Origin of the sequence: Bacillus sp. UNCCL81, from assembly GCF_900112535.1 — a bacterium.
Taxonomy (GTDB): domain Bacteria; phylum Bacillota; class Bacilli; order Bacillales; family Bacillaceae_G; genus Gottfriedia; species Gottfriedia luciferensis_B.
In genome coordinates this window covers 207,346-224,674 of sequence record NZ_FOMF01000004.1, presented here as the reverse complement: position 1 = coordinate 224,674, position 17,329 = coordinate 207,346, and the positions used below count along the sequence as shown (strand labels likewise).

General features: G+C 30.8%; 19 protein-coding genes. 15 read left to right on the top strand and 4 right to left on the bottom strand.

What is annotated here, in order from left to right:
• The first annotated feature begins 72 nt into the window (after window positions 1-72).
• Both BM319_RS10600 and BM319_RS10595 read left to right on the top strand, forming a co-directional pair.
• Complete coding sequence (locus tag BM319_RS10600; RefSeq protein ID WP_091022538.1) at window positions 73-513, top strand: VOC family protein; 441 nt, start codon at window positions 73-75, stop codon at window positions 511-513.
• 262 nt (window positions 514-775) lie between these two features.
• A complete protein-coding gene (locus BM319_RS10595; RefSeq protein ID WP_091022536.1) occupies window positions 776-1,354 on the top strand; it encodes a dihydrofolate reductase family protein in 579 nt (192 codons plus the stop codon).
• A gap of 304 nt (window positions 1,355-1,658) precedes the next feature.
• On the opposite strand, the gene BM319_RS10590 is transcribed toward BM319_RS10595, so the two are convergent.
• A complete protein-coding gene (locus BM319_RS10590; RefSeq protein ID WP_069035019.1) occupies window positions 1,659-2,384 on the bottom strand; it encodes a YwaF family protein in 726 nt (241 codons plus the stop codon).
• Between the two features lie 338 nt (window positions 2,385-2,722).
• Here BM319_RS10590 and BM319_RS10585 point away from each other — a divergent pair, with 338 nt between their 5' ends.
• The 7 genes from BM319_RS10585 (at window position 2,723) to BM319_RS10550 (ending at window position 7,960) form a co-directional block, all read left to right on the top strand.
• Window positions 2,723-3,226, top strand: coding sequence for a hypothetical protein (locus BM319_RS10585; protein WP_069035018.1), 504 nt, complete (start codon window positions 2,723-2,725; stop codon window positions 3,224-3,226).
• A 244-nt stretch (window positions 3,227-3,470) separates the two neighbouring features.
• Window positions 3,471-3,818, top strand: a complete 348-nt coding sequence (locus BM319_RS10580; RefSeq protein ID WP_069035017.1) for a DUF6054 family protein — start codon at window positions 3,471-3,473, stop codon at window positions 3,816-3,818.
• 205 nt (window positions 3,819-4,023) lie between these two features.
• Complete coding sequence (locus BM319_RS10570) at window positions 4,024-4,500, top strand: hypothetical protein (RefSeq protein WP_069035015.1); 477 nt, start codon at window positions 4,024-4,026, stop codon at window positions 4,498-4,500.
• A 454-nt stretch (window positions 4,501-4,954) separates the two neighbouring features.
• Window positions 4,955-5,431 carry a GNAT family N-acetyltransferase gene (locus tag BM319_RS10565; protein WP_069035014.1) on the top strand — a complete coding sequence of 159 codons (477 nt, stop codon included), beginning with the start codon at window positions 4,955-4,957 and terminating at the stop codon, window positions 5,429-5,431.
• A 328-nt stretch (window positions 5,432-5,759) separates the two neighbouring features.
• Window positions 5,760-6,596: a glyoxal/methylglyoxal reductase gene (pgoN, locus tag BM319_RS10560; RefSeq protein WP_069035013.1), complete on the top strand. Its 837-nt coding sequence runs from the start codon at window positions 5,760-5,762 to the stop codon at window positions 6,594-6,596.
• A 96-nt stretch (window positions 6,597-6,692) separates the two neighbouring features.
• Complete coding sequence (locus BM319_RS10555) at window positions 6,693-7,172, top strand: ankyrin repeat domain-containing protein (RefSeq protein ID WP_069035012.1); 480 nt, start codon at window positions 6,693-6,695, stop codon at window positions 7,170-7,172.
• A gap of 218 nt (window positions 7,173-7,390) precedes the next feature.
• Window positions 7,391-7,960 carry a hypothetical protein gene (locus BM319_RS10550; RefSeq protein WP_069035011.1) on the top strand — a complete coding sequence of 190 codons (570 nt, stop codon included), beginning with the start codon at window positions 7,391-7,393 and terminating at the stop codon, window positions 7,958-7,960.
• Window positions 7,961-8,031: 71 nt separating this feature from the next.
• Here the strand turns inward: BM319_RS10550 and BM319_RS10545 are convergent, their stop codons facing one another.
• Both BM319_RS10545 and BM319_RS24695 read right to left on the bottom strand, forming a co-directional pair.
• Window positions 8,032-9,738, bottom strand: coding sequence for a hypothetical protein (locus BM319_RS10545; protein ID WP_069035010.1), 1,707 nt, complete (start codon window positions 9,736-9,738; stop codon window positions 8,032-8,034).
• A 259-nt stretch (window positions 9,739-9,997) separates the two neighbouring features.
• Complete coding sequence (locus BM319_RS24695; protein ID WP_175495596.1) at window positions 9,998-10,168, bottom strand: hypothetical protein; 171 nt, start codon at window positions 10,166-10,168, stop codon at window positions 9,998-10,000.
• 235 nt (window positions 10,169-10,403) lie between these two features.
• On the opposite strand from BM319_RS24695, the gene BM319_RS10540 reads away from it, so the two are divergent.
• A complete protein-coding gene (locus tag BM319_RS10540) occupies window positions 10,404-10,616 on the top strand; it encodes an alpha/beta hydrolase family protein (protein WP_139226516.1) in 213 nt (70 codons plus the stop codon).
• A gap of 34 nt (window positions 10,617-10,650) precedes the next feature.
• Here the strand turns inward: BM319_RS10540 and BM319_RS10535 are convergent, their stop codons facing one another.
• A complete protein-coding gene (locus BM319_RS10535; RefSeq protein WP_091022532.1) occupies window positions 10,651-11,568 on the bottom strand; it encodes an LCP family protein in 918 nt (305 codons plus the stop codon).
• Window positions 11,569-12,288: 720 nt separating this feature from the next.
• Here BM319_RS10535 and BM319_RS10530 point away from each other — a divergent pair.
• The 5 genes from BM319_RS10530 (at window position 12,289) to BM319_RS10505 (ending at window position 16,373) form a co-directional block, all read left to right on the top strand.
• A complete protein-coding gene (locus BM319_RS10530; RefSeq protein ID WP_069035008.1) occupies window positions 12,289-13,101 on the top strand; it encodes a hypothetical protein in 813 nt (270 codons plus the stop codon).
• A gap of 95 nt (window positions 13,102-13,196) precedes the next feature.
• Window positions 13,197-13,817 (top strand): hypothetical protein, encoded by a 621-nt coding sequence (locus tag BM319_RS10525; RefSeq protein ID WP_069035007.1) that lies wholly within the window; start codon window positions 13,197-13,199, stop codon window positions 13,815-13,817.
• A 199-nt stretch (window positions 13,818-14,016) separates the two neighbouring features.
• Window positions 14,017-14,322: a hypothetical protein gene (locus tag BM319_RS10520; protein ID WP_069035006.1), complete on the top strand. Its 306-nt coding sequence runs from the start codon at window positions 14,017-14,019 to the stop codon at window positions 14,320-14,322.
• A gap of 147 nt (window positions 14,323-14,469) precedes the next feature.
• A complete protein-coding gene (locus BM319_RS24690; protein WP_091022530.1) occupies window positions 14,470-14,964 on the top strand; it encodes a hypothetical protein in 495 nt (164 codons plus the stop codon).
• Between the two features lie 812 nt (window positions 14,965-15,776).
• A complete protein-coding gene (locus BM319_RS10505; RefSeq protein WP_069034308.1) occupies window positions 15,777-16,373 on the top strand; it encodes a hypothetical protein in 597 nt (198 codons plus the stop codon).
• Window positions 16,374-17,329 lie beyond the last annotated feature (956 nt).

The window sequence follows — 17,329 nt, the reverse complement described above, 5'->3', positions numbered from 1 at the left end:
TTGTAATTTCAAACAAACCTTACACCAATACAGATATTGAAAATAACAGGTACATAGGAGGTATGAGATAGGGTGATTAATAGAATAGATCATGTGAGTATAAACGTAAACGATCTTTCAGAGGCTAAAGCGTTTTTTATTGACCTTGGACTTGATGTGAAAGCGGAATGGGAATTGGATGGAGAAATGTTGGACAGAATAGTTGGGCTTAATAATGTGAAAACGGCATGTGTAGGAATGGGGATGCCAGATGGTGAGGCATGGATCGAGCTAGTCAAATTTTATACACCGTCAGATGATAAAGATATACAGAAACCTCTTGCAAATACACTAGGTATCCGACATATTTGCTTTGCTGTTGAAGATATTGAAGCTATTATTGCAAAATTGAAAGAGAAGGGCACGGAAATATTTAGTGAAATACAGCAATATGAAGAAAGCTATAAGTTATGCTACGTTCGTGGCCCAGAAGGAATTATTTTAGAGTTAGCGGAGAAAATCAATAAACTTTAAAAACAATCGGGTGAGTTAGGAAGAACATGATCGACAATTTTGTCGTTGTTTTTTAATGTCTGATTGATAGTATTGATTAATTTAGAAATGGGGAAATTATCAAAGATTTGACATGAAAAACCTGATATTAGTTTTTTCCAAGTGAAAAATATAAGAAAATGATTTAAGAAGAAAACTATCTTCTAAACAATAAAAAAAGTTAGTAATTCCTTGTTTACATAAATAAAGAAAATAACTATAACTTAGTACATAGGAGGATTTTATGAGAAATGTTATTTTATTTTTACATTCTTCTTTAGATGGTTTTGTAGAAGGACCAAATGGTCAAATGGATATTGGATGGGTATCTTACAATGAAGAATTAGAAAAGCATGCTAGAGAAATTTTAAGTACTGTAGACACAGTGTTATGGGGAAGAGGAACATATCAAATGATGGAGAACTATTGGACATCAGTACCTTCTAACCCGGAAGCATCAGAATATGAAATTGAACATGCAAAATGGATTGAAGAGACATCAAAGGTTGTATTTTCTACGACCCTTGAAAAAGCTGAATGGAATAATTCAAAATTAGTAAAAGAAAATATTGAGGAAGAAATTAATAACATAAAAAAACAGCCAGGTAGAGATATCGTTATTTTAGGTAGCCCTAGGTTTGCACACGCTCTTATGGAACTTGATTTAATTGATGTCATTAAAATTACTATTTCACCAGTTATTATAGGAAGTGGTCTGCCTTTGTTTAAGGCCTCGGAATATAAACGCAACCTCTCACTTATCGAAAACAAAACATTTAATTCTGGTGCAATTGGCCTTACATATAATATTTTAAAATCATAAGTTATATAAGCAATGAAAACTTGAGCAACTAATGAAAACATTAGTTGTTTTTTATTGTACAAACTTCCAGCAAACAACAATAAGTTACTGCATTATTAACTTAGAAAGCAGAACATCTAGTAGGTCCAAAAATACTTTTCTTTTATAGCAGCAATCATATTTTTTTATTTTGCAGGTCATGTATTCATGGATGGGTACAAAAATTTATTAAATTAATTGAGATAATCGACATACAAAAAAGCCAATCCCAAACTAGGGATTGGCTTTTTCCTTAAATCTTCAAAACATATGTAAAGAACTTTAATTAATTTCTTTGCATTTTCCTTTTTAACCAAAAAGGACTATACAAAATGTAAAAGCTCACAATCATTACCAATTCTGCCGAGAGAAGATACCATGGCCAAGGTCCTAGATAATCTAATAGGGAAGTATTTTCGGGCTTTTTCATGAGATACATGAAGTTAGTTTTCAGCGACTTATTAATGAAAAATACGCAAGCTGCATAAAGGTTAACAATGAGAACGGTCACCCACATAGATGGTATGGTCGGTCGATATTTGCTGGCTACCAGCAAAATCAAACAGGCAAGCACCACTCCTCCGTGCGAAACAAAAAACTCGAAATATCGAAAATGTGGAAACGAATAATGGCCAAGATCAGGTGTCAAGATGGCTTGAATGGAACTGGCTAAACCGGCAAAATACATGAATTGAAACACTCTATAGCTATTTGTCAGAAGCATTATAATTCCCAGAATGACAGTAATATCACTAAGTTCAAGTGGCAAACCTGTTTTAAGCGACCAAGCATTCTCATACACAAGCCACATATGAAAAAAAATCTCAGAAGCCAATAAGAGAAATGCTAAAGAAAAACGAAAAAGTCGTTTTTTCCCCGAGTCCTGAATCTGTTTTCTAAAGACAAATAGAAGAACACTGAGAATCAAAATAATTCCGATCGTTATTAGATGATCTAATGAAAAAAGGTGAAACGGACCCAATTTTGAATGAAATTGAAAAAATCTTTCCAACTTAATACCCCATTAATTGATTTGATTTTTATGTAATAATTTTAGTTTGGGGCAAACTCTACCAGTTCTATACAGGATTTAACGTTTCAATTACCAAAGTAGTGCCTAATAGGAGCATTTTTTTTACATTAAAGTACATTAAATATTTAATAAAGGATTCATATAAAAAAGGTAGTTTCATAGATTTGTGTACAAGCAGTTTTTTCTCTTTTTACATATTATTTATAGATGTCCCTAATCTAATATTATTGATAGAAAGGAAGAAATTAATTGACTAACAACTTTGAAGAAAATTTCTTAGAAGTAAGTTCATCCGAAGAGTGTGGTGAGAATGAAGGATGGGATGTGATAAAATAGTGAAGGCAATTACAACTGGTGTATTTCATGTGCCTGTTGATAACCAAGCGCCAGATAGCAATGATATGATCAACATCTATTTCAAAAATCCAAGTTCAAAAACGCTTAAAGCTAATTTCGTTGTAGAATTTTCCGCTCCTGGGGTACCTGCCGGCGTTCAAAACCCAGAAATATCATCCCCAGCATTTGGTAACTGGACAGTAAATGTTCTCCCTCAGCATACACTCCTCATCGTTGTCACTGGTCCATCATCTCCTCCAGCTTTCGGAACATGGCGTTTTACATTTTGGGGCGATATTGACCGGAATGAGAAGAAAAACAAACTTAGTGTGGAAGTAATAGCTGGAAGAATATTTGGCTCTGGACCGGATTTGGCTTTTAACAATGCAGGGGCGACTTTCCCCCATGCGTTGTTTGTTGATGCAGAAATTGAAAAAACTGGACCATCAATTCCAGTCCCACCAGGAGGTATCATTTCGGTCTAATAAACTAAATAGTTTCTCTGACGCCTTTGAGACTTAAACTAAAAAGATCAAGTGGACCTATCTACTACCTCATGTGTAATAATAAAAAAGCTGCGGAATAGCGGCTTTTTTATTATTGAGCAGTATCTTCAATTAAATAGGATAATTTGCTTTGGAAAATTAAAAGAAATTATTGATAGAATTAAAGTAAATTAATTTAGGATGTATTCTTATATATCACATTATAAGGAGGATAATGTAAGAAATGAAACATTACTTAGAATTCACTGTAAATATTAATCCAAATCAAGCAACTCAACTTATTTTAGAGGACTTAGATTTAAAATCTAATTTGATTTTTCAGGATAATAAAGTTGCTGATGAGAAAGAAGTTGTTATTCTAGTTTTTCAAAAATTCTTTTTCAGAAACAATAGTACAGCTACTTTGACGGTTACAATTGACAACTTTAGTGGTGTTACGTATGTTAAGTGCATTTCCTCAGGTAATGGCGAAGGAATATTTGATTTTGGTTGGGGAGCAGGGAAAAGTTTTATCAAACCGATAAGACTAAAGTTGGCGACTAATATATTGGATGTAATTGAGGATAATTAATCTTTGTAGTGGGTAGTTTTCTTGCTGCTACAGCGGATCTTTTTATTTTAAGCACCCCTTCATTTATAAAATCTTTATAATAATCATTATGAAAGAGTGTTATTTTTGATAATTTTAGTACCGTTTCTATAACGCTACTTTTTAAAATTTTAATACCAACTGAAATAAAAAGCATAGTATTTCATACCAGATTAGGGGAAGGTTTATGCATGAAAAACCGATTTATTTAATTAAGCCTAGAATATTTACCTCAGATAAGTATTATAAGGTATATGTAAAAGGAGCTAGTCTTATTTTTGTAAAACTAGGTGGACAATTTTATGTAGAAAATGCAGTTGAAGAACAGCATTTTATATTAGGGCTGGTATTTTCCTTTTTTAGAAAGAAAGTTTTTGCAAAAAAACGTTCAGTCTTTGAAGCAAATATGGATAAAGAAATAGAAATTAATCCAGATTCCTTATTAGCTAAAAAATCTAATTTTAAAATTGATCTAAATAGTTTAAAGTCAATTCAAATAAACAATCATCCAACATTTCATTCAGGTTGGGAAGATAATGGGAGTGTTAAAATGACATTAATCAACGGAAAAAATCTTAAATTTAATATTCCTAAGTCTGTTTCAACTAAGTCAATTATCGCGATATTTGAATCCGAAAATTTACCAATACAAAATGTTTTTTAAAACTGAAGTTCAACAAGTGTGTAAGAATTAAAAATGAGGTATATTGAGAAATCATATTTTCTATTTAAATGATCATTACAACAAAGTAGTAAAATGGGATATTCGTACTGAAAGAAAAGTATTAGCAGGATGGAGATTATTATGCTGCCTCAGATAAGAATAGGAAAATGGCTAATCGAAGTTGATATTGATCGAACACGAGAATTTTATAATAAAGAAATGGAAGTTTGTAACTGCTTATATTGTAAAAATTACCTTGAAGTTACAAAGTATTTTAAGCCAACTGTAAACGATATAAGCTAATATTCCCTGGATTCTAAAAGAAGATCCTGAAGATTAAGTCTGAGATGAACAAACAGAAATAGATTGAAGTCTATTCAACTGATCTATTTGTTTTTAAAGTTCACATTTATAAATTACGGCAAAGTTAAAACAACCAAAGAGGTGAAACTGCATGGAGATTTCCATCCGAAATGCCAATCAAAAAGACTACGAGTCGTTATTATCTTTATTTAGACAGGTTCACGATTTACACGTTTTTGAACGACCAGACCTATACAAAGAAAACTCAACTCCAGTAGATGAAGAGGAATTCAATAACCAACTAAAAGATAGTAAACAGCATATTCTGGTGGCAACTCTAGGTCCTGTAATAGTAGGCGTGGCAGTTTTGAAGGTAGACGAAATACCTGAAAACTCATTTGTTAATGCAAGGAAGATCTTACTTGTTAATAGTTTATGTGTTGATGATGCGAGTAGGAAAAAGGGAATTGGGAGAAAACTCATGCAATCTGTTCTTGATTTCGCGAAGGATTTAAACGTTGATAGTATTGAATTAGGTGTTTCAGAGAGCAATCAAAATGCGATCCATTTTTATGAGTCTATTGGAATGGCAACAAAAAATAGAAAAATGGAGTTTCGTTTAAGTTAAGCAAAAGAGACGCCCGTAACGGTATCTCTATTTTTAGTTAATTAGTCACGCCCTACATTTTTTACATAAATCGTAGCCAAGGATTAGATTCTAAACAAACAGAACTATATCTTTTTTTTACGTTAAATAGGAGTAGATTTAAACAATATCGAAGAATGGATCCGAAATGGAAGTGTAGCAGTAGGGGGAGGAGGCAAATTAATTGCACCTGCTAAAAATGGAGACTATGATCAAGTTACAGACAATGCAATTCAATATATGGAAAAGGTACGTGCTGCCAAAAAATCTTTGCAGCTTGTATAAAATAAAAAAATTGGAGGTCATTTAGATGCTAACAAATTTAAAAGAAACAGTAACATTACATAATGGAGTAAAAATGCCACGATTAGGCTTAGGAGTTTTCAAAGTTTCTGAAGGAGAAGAAGTTGTTGAATCCGTAAAAGCTGCGATCCGAAATGGCTATATTAGCATTGATACTGCAGCAATCTACAAAAATGAAGAAGGCGTTGGTCAGGCCATTAAAGAATCAGGTATTGCTCGCGAAGAATTGTTTGTAACGAGTAAAGTTTGGAATTCAGACCAAGGTTATGAAACTACTTTACAAGCTTTCGAAACGAGTCTGAATTTATTAGGGCTAGATTATTTAGATCTTTATCTCATCCACTGGCCTGGTGTTGACAAATATAAAGATACTTGGAAGGCACTTGAAAAATTATATAAAGACGGACGTGTCCGTGCAATTGGTGTAAGTAACTTCCAAATTCACCATTTACAAGACTTAATGAGCGATTGCGAAATTAAACCAATGGTTAACCAAGTAGAATTCCATCCACATTTAACTCAAAAAGAGCTATTAGCTTTCTGTAAAAATGAAGGAATTCAAATGGAAGCATGGTCACCTTTAAAACAAGGTCAGCTTTTAGAAGAGCCAGTTTTAACAAAAATTGCTCAAAAATATAATAAATCAGTAGCACAAGTCATCTTAAGATGGGACTTACAACATGATGTAGTTACAATTCCAAAATCAATCAAAGAACACCGCATCGTAGAAAACGCAAATATTTTTGACTTTGAATTAACACAAGAAGACATGGAAAACATTGATTCATTAAACCAAGATAGTCGAGCAGGTTCACATCCTGATACGATGAGAGTTGGGTTTTAAGTTTGTAATTTTAGGGGAGTCTCGTTTGAGATTTCCCTGTTTTGTTTTATGCGATGTTATAATTAAAAAAGCAATCTTTGAAAAGGAAGAAACTAAATGCCTACTAAAAAAGCAGATATTACTACATTAGCTAGATTTGGAGATTATGAATCATTTAAAACTAAATTTATTTCTGATGATATTATTAAAAAAGATGAATTCAGTACTGATTTATTAGCAAAAGCTATTGCAGGTGAAAACTTTGAAATAGCCTTATTTCTAATTAAACAAGGCATAAATGTGAACGGAATTAATAAAGAAGGAAATACGGTACTTCATTTAATATGTGACTATCCAAATATAGATGTTGCCAAAGAAATACTTCAAAGTGGTGGAGATATTAACGTTCGTAATAAATATGGAAATAATGCGATGTGGACTGCTGTTTTTAATTGCAAGGGAAAGTATTATGAAATGGTAGAGCTCTTTATGCAATATAATCCTGATACGACTACGAAAAATAATGCAAGTAGATCTCCATTGGATTTTGCAAAACAGGTTGGAGACGATAAATTAATAGAGATTTTAATGAAGTGAAAAATAATAAATCCACAAGAGAATGTAATTAGTTTATAAGTCCAGATGTAGGATTACTTGAACAAAACTATGAGCCGAGCAATTGGCTCTTTTTATCTATATGGAAGAATAGTACTGCATAAAATACCCTACTATTGAAGGAATAAAAGTTTTATTCAAAATGGTACAATTATTTTTATAACAACACGTTTTTCATTAACATATTTTAGAGGTTAATTATGAAAATAAAATTATTGTACTATGCTCCATTTTTATTAACTGTGGTAGTAGTTATTTGCTATGGCATACCTGAAACTTTATCATTTGTTTTTGGATGTCTATTCACTTCAATATTTATCTTTGAACTTCGAATTTTAGTTCTTTGTTTATCATATGTTCTTTATTTTTTGATGATAGGAAAATACTTTAATAAAACAGTGGCGTCTTCTTTTCAAGCTGCTTTAAAAACAATAGCCTTACTAGGGATCTTTTTATTAGTTTCGCTTAATATTTATGAGCCAATCGAAAATATAGTTTATTTTACAAATGAAACAAAAACTGAATTAACGAAGCGGTCGCTAAATTTATACCAAGAAAGAATGAAAACAAAAGGAAAAGTTGAAGGAATTTATCAAACTAGTAAAATGCATGGCTGGGGTAAAGTTGAAGTTAATGGCCTTGCAGAAGGTAGGATACTAGAAATCTACATAATGCCAATTAAAAAAGAAGATAAACGCAGCGTAGATTTTTATTATCTATATATTGATGGGAAATGGAGACTAGAAAGAACTGAAGCATTTTTAAATTAAATAATAAAATAAAAAGCCTGTATCATTGATTACATGGTAATCGTGGATACAGGCATTTTTTGTTTAATAAATTATTGCTGCTGAATATGCGGTTGTTCCTTTAAATGATCCGTCAACTCATCTACTACAAACGCAAATTCATCGTAAGATACACATTCCAATGGGAATTCTAGTGCAACTTTATTTTGCTTGTTGTAAATAGCTACAACTTTTGAACGTCGATCAAGCATTCTTGTTTTCATGTTAGATTTTTGAATTGTGATTTTTTTTATGTCTTCTAATAAAATTTGAGAGTGAGCATCCTTATCGGTATATCGGACAACATTGCCGACGATTTCGATTTTATTTTTTAATAGTTTGGTTTTATAAATATGGTATGAAACGATTAAAACTGCAAGTAAAGATGTTAAAGTGATGTATACAGGGTCCATTGTGGAGAATGCTTGATATCCTCTAAAAGCTAGTAGGACATACCAAGCGTAGAACCATTTACTTATTTTTGGTTTCCCTTCGTAGTATACAATTGAAGCATCTTCTTCTTTTTCGTTCGCTCTTTTGTCCATAAATAGTTGTACATGTTCTTCGATTGATTTTTCATTGAACTGTCCATCTTCTAAATAAGTCCCATCCCACATATGAACAGAGTCATCTTCTTCCTCAAGAGCATAAGCTCCTACCCATGCTGGAATCACTTGATCATCATGTGAAACGGAAGCTAAATAATAACGGATTGGTTGGTTATATGAATTTTCAATATCAAGATGTTTAATTAACTCGATTGTTTCAGGTACAAAATCATGTTCTTGCACGATATATAGAAACAAGTGACTTTTAGCGAAGTATTCTTGTTTTTTCTCTTTAATAGGGAATAAGTGTTCTTTTCGAATTCTGAGTATTTCCCAATAAAAGTATTCTGTGGATTCAATATTTGTTGCACATTCCAACAGTAGATCTTCAGGTACGTCAATGTCACGTTGAAGAGCGGCAATAATTGCGTTCGTTCGAATAAACGGGTCAGTAAATGACATTGCTTCTTTAATAAAAGGTGTCATCTCATCGTTAAAGTAATACTCCATTAAAGATAGATAGATCGACATAGTTGAACGGATTTGTAAATAGGTTTCTTTCCAAGAGCCATACACAAACTTAATATCATAATCATTTTGATAAGGAAGAAATTCCTCTACTTGCTTTTGATAATCTACTAATAACAATGGTCCGATGTATTTTGTTTTGAAACGGTCTAGATAATTTTTATCTAAACAGTATGACAACAATCGATAAAAAGTAGTTTTATATTCTTCCACTTCAAATAATTGAGAATGTTTTTCTAATAGTTTAATAATGATGCCAGGGTTGGCATATAAAATATCTAATGGTAAGACAACTTGTTTGTTTTGAATATCTTGTTCAATTAATTCCAAGATTGCTAGTTCATATTCTTCTCCGTCAAAAGAGGTTATGTACCTGAATACCTCTTCTTTAGCAGCCTTACTATATTCAGGGTAATATTTTATTAAGGCCTCTGTTAGTTCAGGTATTTCGAAATGAGAGATGAAATTGATTAGATGGTAACTAGGTTCATCCCATACCTTAAATGATGTTGGATATGGATAAGCTGCTTCTTTTGCTAACCATTCTAAAGTTAATAAATTAAATTGTAGGTTGTCTACTTCTGATAGTTCAATTAATTCAAAAATTGCATCATGTCGAATAGCAGGATCTGTATGTTTTAATCCTTCGACGATACGTTTCAATTGAGATTTATAATTTGACACAATATTCCTCCGATATCTAGTTGTAAGTTTAAGAATTCTAATAATATTTTAATTTTATTGGAAATACTTAAAGAGCGCTACTGTTAAATAGTAGAAAGTATACTGAGTTATAAAATAAATTGATTACTTGATAATCGTGGGTACAGGCTATTATTTTATATCATAGTTGTTAAAGGTTTAAAATTGCTCCTTTTTGCATCAAATACTATTTAATTTTTCCATAAATTTTGTAGTTTGTTTTCTACTTTGAGTTATTCGATCATGAAAGTTGTTTTCGTACTTCGCCAATTACACTTTCTAGTGAATTATCTTTTGCAACAATAGTTCGATCACCAATGGTAATTGTTATAACACCAGTTGTGCTGTTTGCATAAGCTTGAACTTTGTTTTTAAAACAATTATTTATTCTTCTATATTCCTCATTCAACATACAAACAAATCACCTTTCTTATTATTGATGTCTTTGAGTATGCCTATAGGATTCTATGAATGTTTGCAAAACCATTTATTAATAGTTTAGTATATTGAAGCCTTAAAAAGTTTGTTTAAGATTGTCTATTTATTGGACAATCTTTTTTTATTTTACGAGGCTACAATAACTACTTCTTTCAATTGTTGGCTTGAATGCGGAAAAGGTAGCGAAGGATATTGAGTGACCATTGTTTGTGGCACATGGTAAGGATAATCTTTTACATCCGGTTGATGAGTCGGTTCAGTTTTTTGAGGCGGCAGCGGAGCCTAAAGAGTTGTATATAATTGATGGGAAGCATAATGATTTTATGTATTATGAGCATCCGGTGTTCCAGGAATTGGTTGGAGAGCTTAAGGGATTTTTTGGGAAGAATTTAAGTTATGCTAAATTGGAGACAGTAAGATAATAGTTTTTAAAGAAAGGACGCATTTTGCGTCCTTTTAGTAATTTAAAAACAGCTCCAAAGCCTCTTTATTTTTTTCTACATCTAGTTCCAATACTTCACCGGCTTTTTCATATCTTTTTGGAGTGAAAGCGTTGTTTACAGGAATTCTCAATGTCTCTACATCTTTATCTTTACCCTTAACGATGTAATCAGAACTTATTTTTAATAAGCCCATTGTAGACATGTTGGTTTGAATGTAAGGCTGGATTACCCCTAACGTTTTAGGCAAACTTGCAATTCCTTTAAAAGTAAGTACTTGGGATTTAATAGCTTCCAGCACTTTTTGTTGTCTAACAACTCGATCAAAATCACCTTTAGCATCATGTCTAAATCTTGCATAACCTAAAAGTTCTTTACCATTTAATTGTTGAACTCCAGGTTGAAGACTGACACCGATATGACTTTCCATTGGCTTTTCTACATTAATTGTTACTCCCTTTGGGGCAATTTCATCAATCATTTCTTCAAAACCTTTGAAATCTATTATTGCATAATACTCAATTTCGATTCCAAAATTTTGTTGAATCGTTTGCCGTAGAAGTTCAGCCCCTCCGAAAGAATAAGCTGCGTTAATCTTATGTTTTCCATATCCCGGAATTGAAACATAACTATCCCTCATAATTGAAACTAACTTTGCTTCGTGTTTTTTATTATATTGTAAGATCATAATTGAATCCGTACGAGAGCTGTCACCTTTTTTACGAGCATCTTCTCCCAACAATAGGATGTTAGTTTTATTAGGTATTTTAGTAGAATTGAATTTTATAGTTTTTTTATTAACGTTTTGTTGTCCTAACTGGGTTCCTTTTTTATATTGATAGAATCCATAACAAAGCGTCCCTGATATAAGTATGAGTAGGATTAAACTTAATTTTAATAAAAGACTTTTCTTTTTCTTAGGATTTCTATTCATAGTTTTCCGTTACCTTACAGCTCCCTCCTTGAACTTGCGCGGCTCTTACACTCATTTCAAATTAACTACTTCAAACTGGCCAAAAATTAGTAGGTTAAACTATTTTATATTTTTATAAATTTTGTATAAAAGTCCAATTATTACGCCTAAATATAAGGATAGAGTAATCAAGAACGAGTTTAATTCATCAAAGTTTAGTAAAACAAGTATTATTGTTAAAAGATAAAATATGATAGGTGAAGCGATTGCAAAAACAAAAATATTTTTCATTTAAGTAACCTCTTTATTATATTTTGAATTAATTAGAAAACCTTATCTATCAAATCGATCACCTCTTTATGTAATATATAATGTTTTTAATTATAGTAATCTTGGGAATGAATTTAGTGGAATTTTTGTGAATGTTTTAGTAAAACGTTACACATTTTTACTTTTAAAAGTACTTTTGTGAAGATTATATAAAATATAGGAATAATGCATGTTAATAGAATCATAGGTGTTAAATTTTCATGGGTTTCAATAGGAGAAAACGCAGCCGTAGAATATAATGTGATAACGTTCACAAAAATGACAATGAGTTTTAGTAAAATTTACCTTTAAAATGTTAAGCTAATTCCGTAAACGTTTACTAAAAAACTAGTAGTTACGAATGAAAAAGATTACTTCATTTAAGGAAATTTCTAACTGATTTAGTAAGGACACGGAGAAAGGGGAGGTAACATGAAAAAGTACTTAGGATTTAAGAAGTTAGGAGTAGCCATACTGACAGCAGGGATTTTATGTGTAACATCACCGACATTTGCAGCAAGCCCAGTTCAATATAAAATCGATTCGGCTAAAAAGGAAAATGCACAATTGAATTACATTAAAAAAGAGGGGTACAAACTGGAAAAACCAGTACAGTCTGTCGTGTATTATGACACTTCTCATGTACAAGAATCAAAGGCGAAATTAAAAGCATCTTCAGCTACATCAATTACTACAAATGCAGTTGTTACACCAAAAGCGATAGCGGTTGAACCGGGAACAACAAGGGTTACGACATACCAATATCCTGTTAGCGGAAGTCTTTATTTTGTTGAGAAAAAGAGTGGTGCTACTGCGAATTCAATATGGAACGTGAGTATGTATATTGTAGGAAAACTAGTGGGTACTGTTGGCGGTTTTATTCAAGATGGATTATCACTTGCGCTAGATTCAGTTGATAAAACTGCTGGGGCGTCTGTACAAACATTTAAATCATACCGCTACACAGAAAAAAATGGCCAAGTCTACAAAACTAGTAAGAGCTGGGGAACTTACTATACTGCAGAACAAGAGGAAACATTTAAACATGCTTTAAATACTTATCGTTCAAAAAAGTATAATGAAACTAGATCTGTAAACGTTGATTATGTACCATCTAGAGGATACTCTGCGTTTAAAATTGCTTATTCAACTAACTACAAAAATAATAAAGCTATTTCTGATCGAGCTTGGACAAACTGGTATAAAGGATACAACTATTATAAGACACCTGAATTTGCAAGCTAAATCTAACTTTTAATTTATAATGGTGATCTTTATATAGGGCAAAAACTAAAAAAAGAAGGAGAGGAATAGGGGGGACCCTATTCCGTTCTTATAAAATGAAAAAACTATTTATAGTAATTGTTACAGTGTTAACTATCTCGATTTTCACAGCTTGTGAAAAAATAGAAGCTTTAGAATCGAAACCTGTTTCTATACCAACCACTGCAGAAAAAACTTCTCCAACAAAGGAAAATGGTGACGATACGATGAAAGTTGAATCGGCAGATATTTTGAAGAAAAATTCATATGAATTCTTATCAGATAGTAAAAACTTTCAAGTTGAAGCTGAAACTTATCAATCTGCTGAGGGAAGAATAGAGATTGATGTTAGAGTTTCAAAACCAAAAACTTACATGAAAAATGTCATCGTCTCAGGCCAATTACCAATTAATGCTTATGAAGTATTGTATACTCCCGATTTGTTGATTACGAACATTTTAATGAAAAAATCTTTTTCAGATAAAGCAGTTTCTAAGGATTTTACAATCTCTCCATCTATTAAATCTCCAGGAGGTATTTCTGCAGGTAGAAGTTTTAACTTATTCCCTGAAGAGACATTCGAAGACGCTATAGCGAAATTAAATGAGATTTCTATAAAAGTAAGCTGGGTTGATAAGAGAGATAAACCTCATACTGAATATATAAAGACAAAGATCCAGATTAAACGGCCTAAATAGAAAACATTGCCACTTTGTTTAATTACAAATGGCCCAGATTTCGCTGGGGCTCTTCGTGTTGTATCAAGTTTTATGTTAAGTGAAAAAATGTAAAATAGTTCACAAAAATGACAAAGTGTTACAATTTACCTTTTAAGATGTTAAGTTAATTTCGTAACCGTTTACTAAAATACTAGGAGAGTAAATTTAGGCTAGAAAAATGAATATAAGAAAAATATTATTTATTATTTTATTTATCATTGTCTCATTCTATTTACTAAGTTTATTGACAGGACCAATAATGTTTTTTAATAAGAAAAGTAAATCATATCTAACTAATGAAGTTATAAGTATACCAATATCAAATACATTTCTTCCTATTAATGGGTCATATAGTCTTGGAGTAGGGGAAGGTACACCACTAAATTTTACCTATATTTACTCAAGTGATAAGAAAGACTTGTTTAATGAAATCTATTCGATCAATCTCAGTAATGAAGATTCAATTAGTATTGAGATGGATTAATGGGAATTACAGAAGAACAAATAGAAAAGACAATTAAGTATAATAATTAATCATTTTAGTTCAGTTTAAATAGATTAAATATCGCTACATTTTATTGCCTAACATAACTTAATAAACCACAAGAACTGAAATTGAGAGGTTAGTATTATGAATTCAAAACCAATGTTTTTTATGAACTTTTCTCTATTATTCGGGATCATTTTTCTATTATTCATAGAAATTAAGGGTTTTTATAATATTGAGTGGTCACGATCAAATATAATAATAGCTATATTGGCTATATGTTTTGTCATGCTAATATTAATTCTTTTTATTAATATTTTGTTCAACTTTATTTTAGACAGATTTACATCATATAATTTAGATTGTAAAAAGAATCAAGAAAAAGTTTTATTTACTATTTTCTTAGCTAATCAATTATTATTTTTAATAACATATCTTTTAGTAGAATTTAATAATCAATTATATTTTACCTTACAAGATTATAAATATATTACACCTATTATTTTTTCATTATTATTTTCTGTTTTATTGGGATTAAAAATTAAAGATATAATATATTTCAATGTCGGGATAATGTCTGCAAATATTTTTCTTTTGATTTCCCAGAAACTTTTCCTATTTGTAATCAAGTCCTTTTAATTGAATCATAAATAGGTAGAAAATATGTCAAAAGTGGATAAAGCAATTTTGATCAAAGATATAAATAATGTAAAATTATTTTGATTAAAAGGAGTAATTGAAGATTATGGATGAGAATGTTTTTCTAAAGGATGAGAAAGCTTTTCCTTTATATAGAATACTATCTATTTCATCGGGTATGCAGTCTTTATTTATTATGTTAAATGCACGTTTTATGATAGAAAGTATCGTGAATGTAGTTGTAACATGTTTATTTTTATTAAGTTACTTAGTTATTTTTATAATAATGCCTCGAACTAAACGAAATTATCAATATATTATTTTAAGTTTTTTATTATTTGTATGTATATCAATATTTATTAATAATTAAAATAGCGGAGGTCAGCATTGAATAATGGATGCTAACCTCCGCTTAAATTATTTCAGACCAGTAAGATATTATTAATTTTTGTAAGCGGATGAATCGTTTGTTGTGAAATCATTCACAAAAATGACAAGGAGTTTTAGTAAAATTCACCTTATTAAATGCTAAGATAAATATGTAAACGTTTACTAAAAATACTAGGAGATAATTAAGTTCGAAACATGAATAACAGAGAAATATTATTTATTTTTTTACCAATCTTTTTACTAGTTTTATTATTTACAGGACCATTAATGTTCAATAAGAAAAGTAAATCATACCCAATTAATGAAGTTATAAGTAAACCCATTTCAAACACATTTCTTCCTATAAAGGGTCTTATAAACTTGGAGTAGGAGAAGTTACACCACTAAATTTTTCTTATATATATTCAGGTGATAAGAAAGACTTGTTTAACGAAATTTATTCGATCAATCTCAGTAATGAAGATTCAATTAGTATTGAGAGTTTTAAAGTAGATGGAAATGCTAAGGTTGGTGAGTATCATGTAAAAACTTTGATTCTTAATATTGTCGCTAAATCTAAAGGAAAAACAGATATAAGGGAATTAACAATACAAACTAAAAGTGGATTAAAAAAATATGATGTTGGAGCATTAGAAATAAATGTAATTGATGATACTTCTGATAAGCCTCTAGAAGTAGGGAACTTTTATCCTATTATTAGAGATGAAAAAAATAATTACATTTATAGTTTGCAAAATAAAGGGAGCGATAAAATTGTTGTAAACAAATTTGATGCGGAATTGAATGGTGAACAGGTATTAAAGATTAAACCATTCGTTATTGAAGCAAATAAACAAAAAGAAGAAGAAGTTCCAATTAAATTTGATTTTAAAAAATCACCTTATGCAGTCACGGTGTTAAGACCATCAATACATTATTCAGATGGAAACAAACAAAGAGTTTTACTTCCACCACCAACATGGTATGGCTTGGGAATTACAGTAGAACAAATAGAAAAGACAATTGAATATAATAATTAAGCATTTTAGTTCAATGTAAATAGATTAAATATCGCTACATATTGTATTTAGGAGTTGAGAAGATGAAAAAGTTAAACTTTCATGGCGCAACTAACATTGAAGTTGAAGAAAAGAAATTATCATTAATGACACGACTTCATGTGAAAAATTTACTTTCACATTGTTGAGAATTATTTATTCATGATGATGCAATTGAATTTAAAGGTTGGAAAACTATTAAATGGTTCGATATTATTGATTTGAAAATGGAAAATGATGCAACTGTTAGTTCAACATTATTCACAACTCAATCTAGACTTTTCTTTCTAAAATCAGCGAAACCCATAAAGCTATCATTAAGAAATATTGAGGTTTTATACTTTTACGTAAATTGGAATTTTGCCACAGGAATAAGTGATAACAGTTATATTATGAATTTAATGAAAGAGAAAATATCATAGGCATATAAATAGATCACAATTAAATAGTTTTATTTTAGGTCCTGCTATAATTATTAGTAGAACCTTATAAATAGGAAGCAACTAACCCTTGTGGTAGTTGCTTTTTTTGTTCTTCGAAAGGATTGTAATGAATCCGGATATCAGCTTTATGATTGCAAGATATCCTTTCTGCAAGTGAATGAAGAACTTAAGGATTTAAATCTGTACTGGAAGGGAACTCATTAAGTTTTAATCCAATTTATGAGCAGTGATAGCTGTTTTGAAGGGCTTTCTCTACCTTATGGCATCCCGAAAAAACGTAAATTTATCTGACAAATAATTAAAAGGATTAACAAAGAATTTATATAGCTTTACAAATCTGAAATTGTAGATTAACAGATGGAGATTAATCTATTAAGAAGGAGAAAGGGGATAAATAAAGACACAAGTTTGCTTGTTGGGTTTTTAACTACTTGCTGAAAAAGAGGGCAAATTATGTTTCTTGCCGATTCAAAAAGTAAATATGCTTGGCATGTT

What these genes read in the sequence shown, in the direction of transcription:
- BM319_RS10530 (WP_069035008.1), top strand. Translation starts at nt 12,289, where the DNA reads ATGAAAAAGTACTTAGGATTTAAGAAGTTAGGAGTAGCCATACTGACA.
- BM319_RS10525 (WP_069035007.1), top strand. Translation starts at nt 13,197, where the DNA reads ATGAAAAAACTATTTATAGTAATTGTTACAGTGTTAACTATCTCGATT.
- pgoN (WP_069035013.1), top strand. Translation starts at nt 5,760, where the DNA reads ATGCTAACAAATTTAAAAGAAACAGTAACATTACATAATGGAGTAAAA.
- BM319_RS10550 (WP_069035011.1), top strand. Translation starts at nt 7,391, where the DNA reads ATGAAAATAAAATTATTGTACTATGCTCCATTTTTATTAACTGTGGTA.
- BM319_RS10555 (WP_069035012.1), top strand. Translation starts at nt 6,693, where the DNA reads ATGCCTACTAAAAAAGCAGATATTACTACATTAGCTAGATTTGGAGAT.
- BM319_RS10580 (WP_069035017.1), top strand. Translation starts at nt 3,471, where the DNA reads ATGAAACATTACTTAGAATTCACTGTAAATATTAATCCAAATCAAGCA.
- BM319_RS10595 (WP_091022536.1), top strand. Translation starts at nt 776, where the DNA reads ATGAGAAATGTTATTTTATTTTTACATTCTTCTTTAGATGGTTTTGTA.
- BM319_RS10585 (WP_069035018.1), top strand. Translation starts at nt 2,723, where the DNA reads ATGGGATGTGATAAAATAGTGAAGGCAATTACAACTGGTGTATTTCAT.
- BM319_RS10520 (WP_069035006.1), top strand. Translation starts at nt 14,017, where the DNA reads ATGAATATAAGAAAAATATTATTTATTATTTTATTTATCATTGTCTCA.
- BM319_RS24690 (WP_091022530.1), top strand. Translation starts at nt 14,470, where the DNA reads ATGAATTCAAAACCAATGTTTTTTATGAACTTTTCTCTATTATTCGGG.
- BM319_RS24695 (WP_175495596.1), bottom strand. Translation starts at nt 10,168, where the DNA reads ATGTTGAATGAGGAATATAGAAGAATAAATAATTGTTTTAAAAACAAA.
- BM319_RS10565 (WP_069035014.1), top strand. Translation starts at nt 4,955, where the DNA reads ATGGAGATTTCCATCCGAAATGCCAATCAAAAAGACTACGAGTCGTTA.
- BM319_RS10535 (WP_091022532.1), bottom strand. Translation starts at nt 11,568, where the DNA reads ATGAATAGAAATCCTAAGAAAAAGAAAAGTCTTTTATTAAAATTAAGT.
- BM319_RS10570 (WP_069035015.1), top strand. Translation starts at nt 4,024, where the DNA reads ATGCATGAAAAACCGATTTATTTAATTAAGCCTAGAATATTTACCTCA.